Below are 17,815 nucleotides of genomic sequence, written 5' to 3'. Positions count from 1 at the left end.
ACTTTTCATCCTGAAGCCCATCGTTCTTGACGGGGCCGTCCTTCGCCACGGGCTGGAAGAGCGAGCCTCTACTATTGTGTGCCGCTTCCATCGAGATTGATACGTGCCTTCACTCCGGCCCGGTATTGTTCGGTCCGCTCAGCGTATGGAGCACACGTTGTTCTTGGGCACGTCTTTTGTAAACGGTTCAGCAATTTCATCAACGCTCCGCAGCTTGCCATTGACCGCGACGCACTGCACCTTCGCGACGTCATCAATATTCGTCAAAGGGTCTCCACCTACGATGATCAGATCTGCCAGCTTGCCCGGCGTCAGAGTGCCCAGGTCCTTGTCGTAGCCATAAGCCCTCGCCGCCATGGACGTCGCCGTCGTCAGCGCTTGCCATGGCTTCAAACCGCCGTACTTTACCTGCGCACGCAGATTCAGATGAAGACTTGTTGCAGGTATGTCGAGTGGGGAATCTGTTCCGGCAAGTATTATGCCGCCATGATGGAACGTGTTCGCCACCACCTCTTCTTCGTCTTTCAGGTGTGTGTACGCGTCCTTCTGATTCACCTTCTGCGCGGTCTGCGTTGCAGTGACCACACGGCCATGTTCCCATGGCGGAGCTACTCCCTGGCGTGGATCATTCATTATTCCCAGGTCTTCGGCATACTGTGCCTGCGCGAATGTGGTGGAAATGGTCCACATGCCGCTCTTTGACAACAGCGTCTGTACGTCACCGTACGAGTGATAGGTCAACGAACGCGAGTACGCCCAGCCGAATCTCGAAGTTGCTGATATGTGCGACATCCCATCTTCGCCAAGCGAGACCGCAGGCATCAGGTAGTGGCTCGCCGTGTCGACGCCCATTTGGTTATGCGCAAAGTCGATACCTTTGGCAGCCCACGCAAAAGGTAACCGCACATAGAGCTTAACCATGTCGAAGTCGAGCGCTTTCAGGCGTTCAAACTCGCGTTGAAGCTGTTCTTCGCTGGTGGTGGCAATCATCATGGGATAGTAGACACGCTCACCGTCTACGGCCTCCCCTGTGGAGAATGTGCGTGGGCCCACTGCAGCACCAGATCGATAGCTCTCATTGTGCTCCACACTACGGTATGCGTTGTCAGCAATGCCCCGCGTTGTCGTCACACCGTAAGACAGCCAGAGGCGTCCCATACGCGCGCCGTAGTAGATGCCATTGTCACTGTCGGGATGCGCATGGTTCTCCCAAAGTCCCGGGAGCACCGTCGAGTTCGGCGCTTCGATGGTGCGGGTAATCCCCGCAGGCGCAGTTGCCGTGTGAGGGCCAACGCTGGTGATGCGATTGTCCGTGATGACAATGTCCACATCATGGAGCACGCCGGGACCGTTGCCCTGCCACACAGCACCCGCATGGATCAGCAGTTTCTGCTTCGGTTTGGCCGGAGTCCAGGTCAGGTTCATTGCAATGGGTTGGATAGCCTTTGTCGAGGTATTCATCATGTGCAATTTGCCATTGTTCAGATACAGCACATGCAACGAATCGGCGCTAATGGAGGGAGCGTCGGTCGTTTCGTCATTCAACTTTTCGGCAATGCCGCTGGGGTGTCCATTCGCATCGACCGGCATGCGATACAGGAGGTCATGCATGACAAAAAGCATGCTCTTACCATCCGCGGTGTAGACCGGACCATCCTCTGTACGCGTCGTTACAGACTCGAATGGCGCAGGCTCAAACCATTGTTGTTTGCCAGAACCAATGTCCACTGTGAGGATCGCACTGGTTCCTTCACGGAATCGTTTCGTATACGGACGAATGGTTGCGATGGCGACTGTCTTTCCGTTCGGCGAAAAGGCTGCACGACCCGGAAAGAACGTTGATGGAGCCAGTGGCTTCACCTTGCCGGAAGACACATCTGCCAGCAAGGTAGCGCCGGTCTGATCCTGGAAGGCCATCCATTTCCCGTCGGGCGACCACGCGGGCATAATCTGAGCTGTCTGCTGCGGAGCGATACGTTTATCCTGATCGTCGCCTGCATCGCTCATGGAGTGAACGTAGATGTTCTCGATTCCATCTTTGTCACTGATGTATGCAAGTTTTGATCCATCGGGTGACCACGCTGGTCCCTGCTTATAGAACGTGTCGTGTGTGATGGCCTTTGGCTCTCCTCCGATTGGCATGACGTAAAGCTCGTTGAGTGCGACAAACGCAACGGACTTACCATCTGGCGAAATCGCGGGCGCATAGATGCCTTTGACGATCTTTGCAGCAGTGGAATCAAAATCGCGAACCTTGTGGTGAAAGCCATGCGGTTGATACGGGATATCTGCTGTGAATGCAACAGGCGCTTCCTCCCCGCTTGCGAGGCCAGCGTGGAGGATGTGTCCACTTCCCGTGTAGAGGAATTCTGTATTAGACAACCAGATCGCGGGGAACGGAAACGCATCTGTCGAACGTGTCATGATCGCATCACCACTACCGTCCGCAGCGACCACCTTCATCACACCCGTGTTCACCGTGCGAGCATCTGCAGCCTCAAACTCCACAAAGGCGAGGTATTTTCCGTCCGGCGACCATGACGGAGCTTCGAAGCGATTGTTGCCGGACGCCTTGCGCAGTACCATCTCCTTACCTGTGGCAAGATCAAGCGACTTGATCAAGGTCGCGTTGATGCCGGTACCTGCAACGAATGCGACTTTTGTGCCGTCGGCAGACCACGATGGTCCAAACTCATCTTCATCACCATGTGTCAGTTGTTTCGGCTGGCCACCTGCAATCGGCACCGTCCAGATGTCATACGATCCAACCGATGCTCCATTCGCAGCCCTCTTGAATGCGCGATCACTAGCAAACACAATCGTCTTGCCATCGGGACTGATGCGAGGTTCGCGGTCGTCGCCATGGCCAAACGTGACCTGCTTCAGGCCAGTGCCATCCGGCTTCATTGTCCAGATGTGAAAGGTGCCTCCGGCGTAGCACTGCAGTGCAACGATATCGCCGGCCTTCGACCAGTCAGGGTGCGAAGCCTCTTGAAACGGCTCGGTCACACGTTTCGCTTTACCACCGGTCATCGGCATGGCGTAGATCAGGCCTTGCAGATCAAGCAACAGACGCTTGCCGTCAGGCGAGACGGTGACCTGCCCGTTGGTTACCTCATCAACGGTGATCACTGAAGCAGCCTTTTTAACCGCCGGTTTCGCTGGCGTGACCGGAGCAGCCATCGCGGAAGCACAGAGTGCAGAGACGGCAAGACTGGAAACGACGAACGGCAAAGCTTTGCGAACAGAGACAGCGAACATCAGAGATACGCTCCTGCGGCGATCGATTAGGAAGAGTCACTAAAGCAGTTCGGCACGCCCGAATGCTGCGTGCCGAACCACCTGCTAGAAGGAAAACCGCGCAAGGAACTGCAGCTGTCGTGCCGCATATTCCAGATATCCTGAACCTTGTGCGGAAGAGGGCCTGCCGAAGGTTGCAGCATTCGCATTCAAGCTATAGGCCGCCGGGTTGAAGTGGTTCATCATATTGAACACCTCAACGCCGACGCTTGCCTTGAAGCGCTCGTGGATCGGGAACGTCTCCTGCAGCCGCGCATCCAGCCGTTCGTATGCACGTCCGCGGAAACTATTGCGGTCCATCACGTAGTAACCGAACCCTGAATCGTAGTGAAAGTGATTCAGTGGGGCATACACTACCAGACAGCTCGCTGTAGAACACGGAGTAGTGCCCGGTGCAACGGGAGTAACACCAGCACCGAGCGTGCGGTTATAGCTCGGGGAGTAGCCGTTTGGTCCTGATGTTCCCGTAGCAACCGCATACGCCTGGCCGGAGCCAAAGCGATACAGTGACGACAACGACAAGCCGTACTTGAACCTGTACTCGCCATTGACGGTCAACGAATGACGCTGATCGTCCGTACCGTTTGCCCACTCATCCTTGATGTTGTACGCGAAGGGTTTGTTCGGATAGTAGAACGGGCCTTCGGTGGAGTTCTTCGTACGTCCCCATGTGTATGCCAACGCCGCGGTGAAGCGTTGCGATGTGTGACGCATGCCTACCTGCAGCGCGTCAAAGATGGAACCTGACCCTGGTGGCGTAAAGAACTGGTTCACGGTGGTGAAGCTCTGATTGCATACCTGCTTTGCAGACGCATAGTTCGTAGGCGTTGATACCGCGACCGAACCATTGCCACAGCTAACGGCTGTTGAAGCACTCAAAGCTGCGGTTGAATTCAGATTGCGTTGCGGGTTGGTCGGATCGACCAGGTAGTTTCCTTGTAAGCGAATCCAGTCGTGGTACGCACGCGTGTGGACGAAGTCCGCAGTGAGCAACGTGTTCCAGGGCAATTGCCGTTGTAAACCGAACGAGGCCTGCAATGCGTATGGCACCTTGGAGTCTTTGGCCAGTGGCTGCACAGCCTGCAGGTAGGCACCTGGATTCGCAGCAGGATTACCGCCATTGAAGGGGTTGGCCAGATTCACACTGCCCCCGGTTCCTGAGACCGAAGCCTGAATGGTCGATACTCCGTTGAAGATCTGCTGATCGATGATCTGATTTGCAGAGATATCCGCAAAGTAAAGGCCTGTTCCACCACGAAGGCTGGTTTTGCCGTCGCCCATGACATCCCATGCGAATCCAACTCGAGGCGAGAAGTTGTTGTTGTCGTTGCCACCGGGCACCAGCAGCCCATTCGTCAACTTCGGTCCGCCCGTAAAAGCACCCAGATCATCGTCCCAGCGTATGCCAAGATTCAACGTGAAGTGCGGTAAGAGCTTCCAGTCGTCTTGCGCCCACAGTCCAAGGATCGAGCGTGGCACATTGACAGTGAAGTTACCAAAGCCCTGCACGAACGTGTTCGAAGTGCACTGCGATGAGATATAAGTCAGGTTCCATGTGGAAGGATCAAGCGTGCCGTTTGGAAATGCCGTTGCAAAGTTGAAACCGCTGCCAACCGTACAGGTGGACGCGCCGCGCACGTTCTGTTGAAAGAAGCCGCCGTGCTTTGTGTAGAGATATTCTCCACCTGCGCGGATCGTGTGTTTGCCCTTCAACCAGAACAAGTCATCGCGATACTGTTGCGTGTCCTGAGAAAAGATCTGTGGATAGTTGTACGGGCCACCGACCGTCACAGTGGGAAGCGTGATCTGAATGGACGACGTGTATGGCAGATTCTGCCAGCCAAAGTGGTGATAGCCCGCCCGAACGTCATTTACCAAGTGCGTACTTGGTGTGGAGTTCCAGTCTGCAACAAAGCCGTAGCTGGTGCGCGTCGCCTGGTAAGCACGCGATGGGTCGGTGTTGCCGCTGACGCCGTTGTAATCGTTGTTGTAGGTAAATCCATCGCCACGCAACAGGATGTGATTATTTGCATTCAGCTGGTAGTCGGCCCGGCCAAGGTACTCATTCACTTTGAAGTTCACCGCATGGGTGTAGTTGGCGTAGTTCGCTGCGGGTGACTGAGTCGTTGCCGTATCGGGCTTGCGTTCGCCTTCATACGATCCGAAGAACCAAAGCTTCTGCTTCAGGATGGGGCCGCCCAGCGTGCCACCGTATTGCTGATCGCTGAACGGAAGCACCGTCTTCGTAACAGGATCGGGTGCATTCAACGAAGAATTGCGGAAGAAGCCGAACAAGCCACCATGAAACATATCGGTGCCCGACTTCGACTGCGCGTTCACGTACACACCTGCAGATCGGCCAAGCGTCGCGTCGAAGCGATTGGTAATGATCTGGAACTGCGAGATCGCATCCTGAGAGAAGCGCGGCTGACCGAACGAGGACCCCGCCGTATCCTGCGAGACCTGCAGACCATCCATCGTGATCTGGAACTTACCCGATTCCGATGCAGAGCCTACCGGCACATCCGAAGTGACTGCATTGATCTTCACACCGGGAACCAGCGTTGCCAGCGACATGTAGTTACGGCCGTTGATCGGCGTACCCTGAACTTCTGTCGGTGTCACGTTACCAGCGACTGCGGAAGTCGTCGTATCCACCGCAACGGCTTCAGCCGTTACGACCACATCAGTGTTACCTCCTGATGCAGGCAGCACACTGTCTACGGTTGGTGTTTGCCCCACCAGCATGCTGATCTTTGTCTCCATTGTGGAGAACCCAGGCGCCGTTACGGTCACGATGTAATCGCCCGCAGGCAGTGAAGGAAGAATCCATACGCCTTCACGATTACTCTTCGTCTGGAACGCAGACGCGCCCACTTGCTTAACGTTCACAGAGGCGCCGGCGATGACTGCGCCTGAGGCGTCCGTCACCTTTCCGGACAAGCCAGTTTGCTGGGCCACGGCTGGGCCAGCGATCAGAAACAGGGCGGCGGGAAGATAGCGGGGAAACAACTTCATCGTGCGGTGAACCTCCTCAAACAGCTCAGTGCAATGCTTGGGTGGAACGGCGGTGCGACAGACGAACTTGCTTTTTGGTAATGCTGAAGACGCGAACGCGACGAACTTGCGATCTGCCGGGTGGAAGAGCACACCGCCGCAGCGATGCTGCTGCAGACTCCGCCGGACGCTCAGTTTCCGGTTTGCAGACCTTGTATGTAGGTTTATTAACTAACTACACGCAAGCGCACAAAAATGCAAGCGGCCAGCCATGTTTACGAACACCAAGACATATGGAGTGAATGTGTTTGCCCTCTTTTGACTCGCAAAGCAGCATCGCCTTTGAAGCGGAAGGGAGCTCAATCATTACCGACCGCATCGATTCAGGCGACACATCCGAGCCCTTCGCTGCTGGACTACGCTCCGCACAAAAGCAGCGATCCTTGCATTCACTCGTGCTCTCGCTCGTCAGGTTGCGCAAGACGGAATCCGCGTGAACTGCGTCGCGCTTGGTCCGGTGTGGAGACGCTTCAGATCAGTGGTGGTCAACCCCAGAAGAAAATTCCAGAGTGTGGAGCGGAGACACCGATGAAGCGAGCTGGACAGCCGGTGGAAATGTCACCGCTGTATGTGCTGCTGGCGTCGCAGGAGTCCAGCTATGTCACGGGCGAAGTGTACGGCGCGACAGGTGGACTCGAAGTCAGTTGAGTTTCTGCCGGAGTTCATGTGCTTGGCCTTGTCGGAATCACAATCGGCGAGGCCTAAGCCATTTAGAGATGCGGAATGCCGCTTCGGAAGGTTCCCGGCGGACATAACGTCTTACGAACAGGCGGAGTCGCAAGATCACGCTGCCCACCGTTCATGATGGAATCCTTTTGCGACAGAATGTAGTCCGCAGTGCGTGCGGCTAAAGCCTGAATCGTCAGTCCTGGATTTGCAGAACCTTGGGTTGGCATCACGCTGCCGTCCATCACAAACAGATTATTCACATCCCACGTGCGGCCGAACTTGTCACAGACAGAGTCATGCGGAGTGGATCCCATGCGGGCCGCTCCTACAAGGTGTGCGTATCGTGGTTCCTGTACGACTTCTACAGCGCCTGCTGCACGCATGATCTCCACGACCTTGTTCTTTCCGAACTCAATCATGCGTTTGTCATTCTCGTGCAATGTAAATGAGACCCTTGCAACGGGCAGGCCAAAACGATCTTTTTGATCCGATCCGGTCGCCAGCTCCACGCGGTTCTCTTCCCATGGGAGGATTTCTCCAAGTAGACCAAGTGCTGACCAGTGGTTGTAATCCATCATGGTTCTGCGGAGCCCCCAGCCCCATACACCCTTTGCCGCGGCCATTTGTTTAGCAAACGCGATAGGGAGTGGGCCGACGGTCTGCACAGCGAAGCCGCGTGCGAAGTCACGCTTTGGGTCCGTCTCGTAAAACTCCTCCGTAAGCGCATGTGCTGGCGGGGCCTTGTACATACGGATCAGTTCATCGAAGCGCCCGGCGATCACATTGCCTGCCTGAGCCATCAGGTACTTCCCAAGTGTGCCGCTCGAATTGGCAAGACCATGCTCGTGGCCGGGGCATGCCGAGTTCAGTAAGAGCCGTGGCGTCTCAATGGCATAGCCGCTCACAATGACGATGCGTGCTTTCTGAAAATGTTCGCGGCCATCGCGATCAAAATAAACCACACCATCTGTGCGGCCTTGTTTGTTGATCGAGACGCGCGACACCATGCTCTCATCACGAATCTCTGCGCCGTTCTTGAGCGCGTCCGGCACGTGTGTGATCAACGTGGATGCTTTCGCGCCGACTTTGCATGCCTGGATACAGAAACCGCGATAAATACAGTGCGGTCTATCTCCACGAGACGCGGAGAGGATTGCCACCGGTCCACCCGCCGAAACACCGATGCCGAGTTTGGTGCACCCCTTGATCAAGGTGTCGCCCACACCACCCATCGGGTGTGGCGCATACGGATAGCCATGTGGCTTTCCCCACGGATAGTAGGCAGGCCCAGCGACAGGCATCTCCCGTTCCAGCAATTCGTAGTACGGTTCGATTTCTTCGTAGGTCAGTGGCCAATCGGCACCTACACCGTCCCTTGTGTAAACCTCAAAATCGCTGGGATGAAAGCGCGGCGTGAACGCGGCCCAATGGACACTTCCGCCTCCTACTCCCTTTCCGCTGTTATTGCTGCCGAGTGCTAGTGGATGTTCACCACCGGTGATGCGCAGATCGTTCCAGTAAAGATTGTGAGAGCCAGCTTCATCACTTACCCAATCACGCTCTGTATCCCAGAATGGTCCTGCTTCAAATCCCACGACACTTAGTCCCGCTCGGGCGAGCCTTTGCAAGAGCACACCGCCTGCTGCGCCAACGCCGACAATCGCAACGTCGACTTCATCCTCATCTCTCCATCGACGTCGTGGAATGACGATCTTCTGCATGGAGCCAAGATGATGCAACTCATCGTTCGCTGCTTTGAACGCTCTGAACAGCGGCTTGTCTTTGTCGAAGAAGCTCAATCGTTATCACCCGATCCGCTGCCGTCCTGATCACTCACACTGTTCGCGGGCGCAGACCATGGATAGCGTTGTTCCGTGAACTCCCACGGCTCCGCTTCGCCCTCTTCCAGCCGCATGTAGCCACGTGGATACGCAGGACCACCGAAACCAATTTCATTCCAGGACAGAGGATGAGCATAGTACGCGGCGGCAGCATCGTTCACTAACAACGTCCAGAAGCGCTTTACATTCATCCGCTGCCACAGCATCTTTGCAGCCATCGGTTCGCCGTCATGAAGGGACTTCAACAACAGCTCCTGCGAATGGGATGTGAGTTTCGCGAAGGATGCATTGAAGGCCTCCTCTGCCATCGCGTCGAGAGACTCCACTGCCCATCGATACGCCTGCTGATCACTCGGCATATCCTCATAGCGATAACCCTCGATCCGATTCTCATAGAGCCGCGCATCGAGCGTCGGCAGCAACGGAATACGGCTTGACGGTACGCGGTCATCCTGCGGCAGGACGCGATCCAACAGCGCTGTCATAGTCAGAGCTTCTGCTTCACTGAAAAAGCGAAGTGGTTTGGGAGGCGCAAGGCGTTCTTCTACAAGATTGCGTGTCGCTGCGTCCCAATAGGCAACCTGTGACATCACATCCCAACCGGGATAGTAACCAGGTTGCTCTCGTTGAATTCGTTCGTTTTCATTGACTGAATTCGCCTGAGTGTTGTTCATGACTTCTCCCGTCGCATGAGGTACGCCATCATCCCGAGCATGCCCGCTGCTGCGAACAACATCGGTGCGAAGATCGGCGGACCATAGAGCGTGTTGTACAAGGGCTTCCTGCGCCCCCCAGAACGACGGAGTATGCCTCGAATGTGATACCCAGTACCCACAATGCCGTTAGCGATAGCCGCTGCAGAAACGACCGGCAGCAATGTGTTAGCACAGCGCTCGCTCCCCACTGCGGCGATTGCAGAGCCCGCAAGCAACGGGGTCAACAACACAGGTGACCACTGCACGCCGTACTTGAAGTTGTCCTTATAGTGCGAGTACAAGGATTCTCCTCCGCAACACAACGTACCGATGGCGCATACCACGCAGAGATGTTTTTGGAATCGACCTATGCGAATGTCCTCGCGCCAATCCGGTTTGTCTCCATGGACCAACTTGTCCATGGTGGCGGTTCCAATGGTTTCATCCTCTTCCCGTTGCAGGTATGAAGCAATCACCCCCAAATAGGCAGTAGTGCCAAAGAGAAGCGGAGCGAAAAGAGGTGGCCCCATGACGATATTCACTAACGGCATGCGCCATCCACCCGGTTTACGAGCCACTCCACGAATATGAAATCCGAAGCCGATGACTCCGTCGACCAATGTCAGGAATGAGAGATAGCGCATCCATGTTCTGGCTGCACGACGGGAGAAAACTGCGGTACCACTGGCGAAGGTGAGGGCAGCGGAGAGTAATACCGGCGTGTACATCACGGGATTGGAGTAGCTACCGCGATAGTGCTCATATCCGACCTCCATCGCACTCACTGCGCTGGAACCCGCCACCATCAATGACAGTGTTCGCTGAAACGTGCCGTGCTGCAGATGTTTGAGCGCTGTTGCGAACGGAGGACGAACCGGAGTTCGAATCCGCTGAAGCATGGCGTGCGGCGATGTGTCCGCAGGGAGTAACCGCATACTCAAACTCCCACGCGGAATCGTTCCGCGTCCTGATGTTTGAAAGCGATACCCAATCCCGGAGTCGAGAGATCGGGGTACAAAGCACCCTGCACAGGTTCCCGAAATCCATCGAAAAGCATGCGCTCAATCCGAGCATGGTCGTGGAAATACTCCACGTGACGCAATGGACGCGCAGAAGACGCAATGTGCGTGTGTACCGTTGGGGCACAATGTGCTGATAGCGGAAGCGGATGTGCATCGCAGAGTGCCGCTACATCCATAAAGCCTGTTACACCGCCACATCGGGTTGCGTCGGCCTGAAGAACATCGACCGCCTGTGCTTCCAGCATGCGTTGCAGATACATTGCGGTGAACCCATACTCGCCTGCAGCAATATCCATGCCTGCGGGTCCTGCAGTACGCAGCTGATGCAAACCCTCAAGATCGTCAGAACTCACAGGTTCTTCAAACCAACTCACCCTGTAGTCTTTTGCAAACGTCTCTGAGAATGACAGAGCCTGCTTGCATGAGTACGCACCGTTGGCGTCTACAAACAATTCTGTTTCGTCTCCGATTGCTTCCCGAGCTACCGCGACACGGCGCACATCGTCTTCCGGGTGGGCTCCGATCTTCATCTTCACGCGGGTTATTCCTTGCTGCAACCAACCAGCTAACTGCTCTTTCAACTGCGAGTCTGTGTATGTCGTGAACCCACCGGAACCGTACACAGGAACTGCTTCGCGCATCTGTCCCAACACGCGAACCAGTGGTTGCCCCATCAGCTTTGCCTTCAAATCCCAAAGAGCAATATCCACAGCGGATAGTGCAGTCGCCGCGACTCCCTCGCGCCCGTAGTTACGCTGTTCGTAGCGCATCCTGGCAAACAGCGCATTCGTATCGAACGGATCTGATCCGACAACGACCTTGTCGATCAAATCCTGGGCAAGCAATGCGGCTGTTTTATGGCTGTACGTATAGCCGAGACCGGTCCCATCCCCGCATGCCAGTTCCACCACAACCAACGTGGTGGAGTTCCAGGCAAACGTGCCGTCTCCCTCCGGCACATCTATGGGTATGGTGTAGGCACTCGCGGTACCGCTTGTGATTTTGGGAGAGCTGTTCAAAGCATTCCTAAATGAGCCGCGGGACAGTTGCCTGCCCCGCGATGGTGATTACACAATTTGTCGGACGGTATCGTGGGCAGCCGTGAGAGCGATCTTCAATCGATTCGGCTCTCCCTTCGCCAAGGCCTCTGTAAATTTCAGTGCCTGCTTCGCTGTGATCTTGGGAGGCAGCATCGCGGTCAATGGATCCACCACGCACTCAACGATGACTGGACCAGACATGGCCAGGGCCTCGTCGAACTTTGTTCCCGCTGTCTTCTGATCGTCAATACGAATGCCTTCAGCACCGACCGAGCGTGCGAGCGCTACGAAGTCGATCGGCAACAAGTCACACTGATATTCCGGATTGCCTTCAAAGACCATCTGCTCCCACTTGATCTGGCCCAACGTATTGTTTTTGATGATGACGAACTTGATAGGTAGTTTGTACGTGACTGCTGTGATGATTTCGCCCATCAACATGGTGAACCCGCCATCGCCGATCACTGCAATGACCTGTTTATCGGGATAGGCAATCTGCGCAGCGATTGCGTACGGCATGCCACCTGCCATGGTGGCAAGATTGCCGCTGCAAGAGTGTTTCTGTCCCTTCTTCGCCTGCATGTAGCGCGCCCACACAGTGGTGTTGGTGCCGCTGTCGCTGACGATGATGGCATCTTCCCTGGTGCGCTTGCTCAGCTCATAACCCACCACTTGCGGCTTCATCGGCGACGCGGAATCCGTACCCTCCGCTTCAATGATCTTGTTCCAGTCCTTCATGCCGCTCTGAGCCTGTTCCAGAAAGCGGCGATACTCATTGCGTTGTAACAAAGGCAATAAAGCACGAAGCGTTTTTTTGCTGTCGCCTACAAGGCCCACTTCCGCGGGATAGCGCAGGCTGATGCGTTGCGGATTTGCGTCGATCTGGACACACTTACAGTCGCCCGGTTTTGGCAGGTATTCCATATACGGATAGCTGGTGCCGACCATCAGGAGTGTGTCACAGTTCTCCATCACCTCCTGTGATGGAGCTGTTCCCAATAAACCGATGCCACCTGTCGTGTATGGAGAATCGTCCGGCACCACTGCCTTACCCAGCAGCGGCTTCACAATAGGCGCTCCAAGCAACTCCGCAATCTGTAGCAGTTCTTCCGTTGCCTGCAATGCACCAGCGCCAGCAAGAATCGCAACGCGCTTCCCGGCATTTAACACGGCCGCGGCCGCCTGCAAATCGCCCTCAATGGGTTTATTTCCCGCAATGGCGTAAACCGCATTGCTATGGTGAGCCACGTTACGCTCGGAACGTTGGGAACTTTTCACTTCCATCATCTGGGCGTCAATGGGAATCGTGACATGCGCTACACCACGTTGCGTGATGGCTGTGCGAATAGCCAGGTCCATCGTTGGTTCAACGTGGGTCGGACTCATGATGCGTTCGTTGTACACAGCTACATCGACAAAGACTTTGTCCAACTGCACATCCTGTTGTCCGAAAGAACCGGTGACGTCTGTGAATTGCATTCCTGTAATTGCAAGTACAGGAGCGCCGTCCAATTTTGCGTCATAAAGACCGTTCAGGAGATGAATTCCGCCGGGGCCGCTGGTGGACAGACACACGCCCAACCTGCCAGTGAACTTTGCATAGGCGCACGCCATAAACGCTGCAGATTCTTCATGTCGGACATGGATGAAGCGTATCTTCTCTTGTTTCTTACGGAGTGCTTCCATTACACCGTTTATGCCGTCACCGGGTAGACCAAAGATCGTATCCACACCCCACGCGATAAGCCGCTCTACCAGTACGTCCGATGCATCCACGCTTAGTCACCTCGTTGCGGGAATGGATGGCAAGTGACCAGGGCGCGTTTCCTACGGAATGACCGGTGGCGTTAAATCGCTTCCTATTCCAGTCGCACTGCATTGAATTGGTGTTACCCACCAAACACACCGAACTCCGGAAATGACAGAAGAAGCAGGAGATGCGTCACACCATGCGCCGTGATCTTCTCAAATTGTGCATGACGAGCAGTGGCGGACAAACACGGAGGCAGTTCGGGTCTAGAGGCCTTCGCTGCAATCCTCCTTGGTAGCGCCCCCATCCAGACGATGAAAACGTCAGCTACTTCCGTGCCTTAGCGCTGCAGGTTAACCAGCCACCAATAAGGCCGAGAGGTGCGCCTGTCAGGATTGACGATATCGCGAGTCAACTTCTCACGCGCTGGTCGTTGCTCAAGCAGTTATACGTTCGAACTTGGAGACACGGCCGGTCTTGTTCCAGTCGGAGATGTAAATACTGCCGTGTGAATCTATGAGACAGCCGTGTGCGGCGCTGAAGAGTGCGGGGGCAACGGTTGCAGGATTCAGGTCGTATTTCGCCCACATCGTGCGATCAGGATTATCACCAAGAAATGCCACGATGGCGTTGTCTTTATCGAGGATCGTGACACGGCCTTCGAGTTCAGAGACGACTGCGTGTTCGCCGTAGAAGCTGACCTGGCACGGACGGCGCATATGCATGGCAATATTGCGGACGAACTTGCCATCGAAGTCCATGTGTACGAGCCTACGGTTTTCGCGATCGCAGACCAGAAGTAAGGGTTGGTCATACCGTGTGTCGATGGCAAGTCCATGACTGCACTGGAACATACCGTCTGCAATTCCCTTGCCTGCGTAAGCCGCTTTGTAGTCTCCAGTCTTATCGAAACGAAACAGGCGCGAGTCGCCGTATCCATTTGCGATCCAAAGGTCTCCATCGGGCGCGGGCACTGCTGCGGTGAGACGCCATGCATTTGGTGTTGCAAAACCTGCATCACGCGGCGCTGTAATTCTTCTCAATACCGTGCCGTCCGGCTTGACGGTGAGGTAGAGCCAGTTCGCTTCTGGCGTTCCTTTCTGCACTGTTACATGGAAGCGTTCTCCGGATGGATCCTGTTCATGCACCATGGAATGCACTTCAGGGTAGTCCTTGAGAATACTGCGTAACAGCGTGCCGTCCGGTGAATATACGAGGACACCGGTGCTGCTTTGCGTGGCGACGTAGATATTGCCTGCAGCATCGGTAGCGATCGCGCCGTGCGTACCGCCGTAAGTGGTTCCAGCAGGCAGAGCACCCCAGTGATTCACTGTGCGGTATATCCATTCGCCGTTGCCGGTGATTGTGCTGGCCGGCGAAGCTGTCTGCGCATGTGCCGTGGTTTGCTGATTCGAACTGCCTGCGACCGCTACTGCGGCTGAACCTGCCAAGAAGCCGCGGCGTGTCCAGGTGGGTGCACTGCTCATGATGTCTTCCTCGCTTCTGCTGGTGCCAAAGGCTGTGCGGGTGTGTTGAAGAGGTAGATATGCTGCAAGCCGGGCAGCGACTTCAACCGGTCGGCACTTTCGCTGGTAATCTTCGTCCCACTCACGTTGAGATAGGTCAGGTGCTTTAGCGCTGCAAGCTTCTCGATGCCGATGCCGGTAACATTTGTGTTGTCCAGATGAATCGCGCGCAAGTGTGTGAATTTGGCGAGCGTGGAGAAACTGGCATCAGTGACGGCAGTCCTCGCGAGATCGACCTCGACGATGAACGGTGCGTATTTCTCAAACTGTGCCAACTGCGCATCGCCAAAGTTGCCTGCAACGTCGAGTGTGTTGAGTATCAAGCCGTCAGATGGCTTTGCAGAAACGGTGAGCAGCTTTGCTCCAGGAGCATTCTTCATGCGGTCGATTTCAGGCTGTAGCGCGCTGTAGTCTCCCACGGGTTCAAGTGGAATGTCGCTCTGTTCGCGAATCGAGATGCCTGCAAGATGAGTGGTTGTGGGCGATGCGCCCTGCTGAATCCATGCCCGGATCCATGCGATCTCTTCTTTGCTGAGAGGTGGTTTTCCCTCCGCGGGCATGAACTGCTTGTGACTTTCAGGAAGTGTGACCCGCTTGAGCAACAAGCTATCGTCCGGCTTGTTGGGCACGATTACGGGACCATCTTTTCCCCCCAGCATGAGTGCTTCAAAGGTGTCCATGCGCAGGTTGCCTTTCACCTGGCCGTCGCCATGACAAGACAAGCACTTCTTATCCCAGATGGGGTTGATATGCTGCACGTAAAATGAGTCGCTCTTGGCCTGCGAACCACCCAGTGAAGCGATCGTTTTGATCGGACGTGGCGCGTACATGATGAGGTAGTTGCTGCCGTGCGTGAGCGAGCCACCTTGGTGCGCGGCCCACATCATCACGATGAGCGTGATGGTCAGCAGTGCAGGATAGACCTTGTCTGTCGGCAACGCTGACCATAGTGGGCGTGCCAGCAGACACAGCATGGTACATATCGTGAGCAGAATGCCGCCCCACATGTGTCGCGTGACTCCAGGACCGGCCGCGCCGCTCCCAAAAGCAAGTAGATACCCCAGCATCAGCGATGCTATGCAGCCTGCGAATGCGAGGCCGAGCACGAAGCCTGCAGTTTCACGTAGCGCAGGCTTCCACCTGCCACCAAGTTCAAGCAGAGGCACCAACAGTATGAGCGTAACCGGCAGATGGACCGCAAGCGGATGAAAACGTCCGAGGAACTGTTGCCAGTCAGCATGGGGCTGGCCGTTCAGCCGAACGATCCATGGCAAACTCAACAACAGTAGCGACAGTACGAGTGCAGCAGTCCATCGTCTGCGTGCGACGTTGTCCTTCCAAAGAGTTTTATCTGCGAACACACGCCCTCATGCCAGGAGCCCCTTCACCACGTTTGCGGGTATAGTCCCCGTCAGCTTCTGGTCGAGTCCCTGAAACTTGTACGTCAGCTTGTTGTGGTCGATGCCAAGACAATGAAGGATGGTCGCATTAAAGTCGCGCACCGGTACTGGATCGTTCACGACGTTGTAGCTGTAGTCATCCGTCTCGCCGTAAGAGATACCAGGGCGCACACCACCGCCAGTCATCCATGTGGTGAAACAGCGCGGATGGTGGTCACGACCATAGTTCTCGCGCGACAGTCCGCCCTGGCTGTACACCGTGCGCCCAAATTCACCGCCCCAGATCACCAGCGTGTCGTCCAACAGCCCACGTTGCTTCAGGTCGGTCACCAGCGCATAGCAGGCACGATCCACTTCTCCACACAGTTGCGGCAGCATACCCACAACATTGCCATGTACATCCCAGCCACGCTTGTAGACCTGCGTGAAGCGCACGCCACGCTCCGCCATGCGACGCGCCATGAGGCAGTTGTATGCGAACGTGCCGGGTTCCTTCGCCTCTTTGCCATACAAGTCCCACGTCGTCTGTGGTTCCTTGCTGAGGTCGGCCAGTTCCGGAACGGATGTCTGCATGCGATACGCCATCTCGTACTGCGCAATGCGCGAGTTGGTCTCTGGATCGCCTACCTCTTGGTATGTCTCACGATTGATCTGATTCACAGCATCGAGCATTTGGCGGCGTGTCGCGCTATCAACACCATCCGGGTTGTTGATGTATAAGACTGGGTCGCCTGCAGAGCGTAGACCTACGCCTGCATACTCCGACGAAAGAAAGCCACTGCTCCACAAGCGTGACGATACCGGCTGATTGTTCTCCTTAGGATTCAGTTTGGTCTGCAGCACCAGGAAGGTCGGCAGATTATCGTTCATGCTGCCAAGCCCATAGGCCAGCCAAGACCCCAGGCACGGTTTGCCAGCGTTCATGTTGCCGGTGTTCATGAGCATGATTGCGGGTTCGTGGTTGATGGCGTCCGTGTTGGTGGACTTAATGATCGTGAGGTCGTCCACGAGCTTGCTGGTGTATGGCAATAGATCACTGACATACGTTCCCGTTTGACCATAGCGCTTGAAATCCCAATGGGAAGGTGCAACGGGAAAGCGCGCCTGGCCTGCGGTCATGCCGGTCACCTGCTGCGCTCCTCGAACAGAATCGGGAATGTCCTTGTCATACTGCGCAGCAAGATTCGGTTTGTAGTCCCACATGTCGAGCTGTGGCGGTCCACCAGACATGAACAGATAGATGGCACGCTTGGCCTTGGGTGCAAAATGCGGCAGTTTCAATTCGTCGGGGCCAGGTGCGCCTGCGGTTGTCTTGGGGCTGGACGCATGTGTTTGTAAGGCGCGGTCGCCGATGAGGCTTGCCATGGCGGCCCACCCCATCACCTTGCCCGCGCGGCCCAGAAAGTGGCGGCGTGTCTGCAGCGATGCCCATTCTCGCCGGACCTCCGCAGGCAGCGCGAGGCGCGAGACATCAAGTTCGTGTTCAGTATCCGTGCAGAGAGGATGTTGTTTCAT

General features: G+C 55.7%; 11 protein-coding genes. 1 reads left to right on the top strand and 10 read right to left on the bottom strand.

From position 1 onward, the window contains the following. Nucleotides 1-138: 138 nt before the first annotated feature. Nucleotides 139-3,261, bottom strand: a complete 3,123-nt coding sequence (locus tag JAO32_RS03130) for an amidohydrolase family protein (RefSeq protein ID WP_334237403.1) — start codon at nt 3,259-3,261, stop codon at nt 139-141. An 84-nt stretch (nt 3,262-3,345) separates the two neighbouring features. Next, complete coding sequence (locus JAO32_RS03125; protein WP_334237401.1) at nt 3,346-6,318, bottom strand: TonB-dependent receptor; 2,973 nt, start codon at nt 6,316-6,318, stop codon at nt 3,346-3,348. 373 nt (nt 6,319-6,691) lie between these two features. On the opposite strand from JAO32_RS03125, the gene JAO32_RS20005 reads away from it, so the two are divergent. After that, the gene (locus JAO32_RS20005) at nt 6,692-6,889 is read left to right on the top strand and encodes an SDR family oxidoreductase (RefSeq protein WP_443082570.1); all 198 of its coding nucleotides are present in this window, start codon (nt 6,692-6,694) and stop codon (nt 6,887-6,889) included. Between the two features lie 178 nt (nt 6,890-7,067). On the opposite strand, the gene JAO32_RS03115 is transcribed toward JAO32_RS20005, so the two are convergent. From JAO32_RS03115 to JAO32_RS03080, 8 genes are all read right to left on the bottom strand, one after another. After that, a complete protein-coding gene (locus JAO32_RS03115; RefSeq protein ID WP_334237397.1) occupies nt 7,068-8,825 on the bottom strand; it encodes a GMC family oxidoreductase in 1,758 nt (585 codons plus the stop codon). After that, on the bottom strand, nt 8,822-9,541 hold the full coding sequence (locus JAO32_RS03110; protein WP_334237395.1) for a gluconate 2-dehydrogenase subunit 3 family protein: 720 nt from the start codon (nt 9,539-9,541) through the stop codon (nt 8,822-8,824). Before JAO32_RS03110 ends, JAO32_RS03115 begins: the two co-directional genes overlap by 4 nt. Further along, on the bottom strand, nt 9,538-10,497 hold the full coding sequence (locus tag JAO32_RS03105; RefSeq protein ID WP_334237393.1) for a hypothetical protein: 960 nt from the start codon (nt 10,495-10,497) through the stop codon (nt 9,538-9,540). The genes JAO32_RS03110 and JAO32_RS03105 overlap by 4 nt, the downstream gene beginning before the upstream one ends. A gap of 2 nt (nt 10,498-10,499) precedes the next feature. Next, complete coding sequence (locus JAO32_RS03100) at nt 10,500-11,603, bottom strand: enolase C-terminal domain-like protein (protein WP_334237391.1); 1,104 nt, start codon at nt 11,601-11,603, stop codon at nt 10,500-10,502. A gap of 48 nt (nt 11,604-11,651) precedes the next feature. Beyond that, nucleotides 11,652-13,400, bottom strand: coding sequence for a thiamine pyrophosphate-dependent enzyme (locus JAO32_RS03095; RefSeq protein WP_334237389.1), 1,749 nt, complete (start codon nt 13,398-13,400; stop codon nt 11,652-11,654). Nucleotides 13,401-13,811: 411 nt separating this feature from the next. Continuing rightward, entirely contained in the window at nt 13,812-14,861 is a 1,050-nt protein-coding gene (locus JAO32_RS03090) for a twin-arginine translocation signal domain-containing protein (protein ID WP_334237387.1), read from the bottom strand. Further along, nucleotides 14,858-16,261: a c-type cytochrome domain-containing protein gene (locus JAO32_RS03085; protein ID WP_334237385.1), complete on the bottom strand. Its 1,404-nt coding sequence runs from the start codon at nt 16,259-16,261 to the stop codon at nt 14,858-14,860. Before JAO32_RS03085 ends, JAO32_RS03090 begins: the two co-directional genes overlap by 4 nt. 6 nt (nt 16,262-16,267) lie before the next feature. Beyond that, nucleotides 16,268-17,815, bottom strand: coding sequence for a DUF1501 domain-containing protein (locus tag JAO32_RS03080; protein WP_334237383.1), 1,548 nt, complete (start codon nt 17,813-17,815; stop codon nt 16,268-16,270).

Origin of the sequence: Terriglobus sp. ADX1 (assembly GCF_036877645.1) — a bacterium.
In the GTDB taxonomy this organism is placed as follows: domain Bacteria; phylum Acidobacteriota; class Terriglobia; order Terriglobales; family Acidobacteriaceae; genus Terriglobus.
The sequence above is the reverse complement of the archived record's forward strand: the minus strand, read 5'-3'. Positions and strand labels throughout refer to the sequence as shown.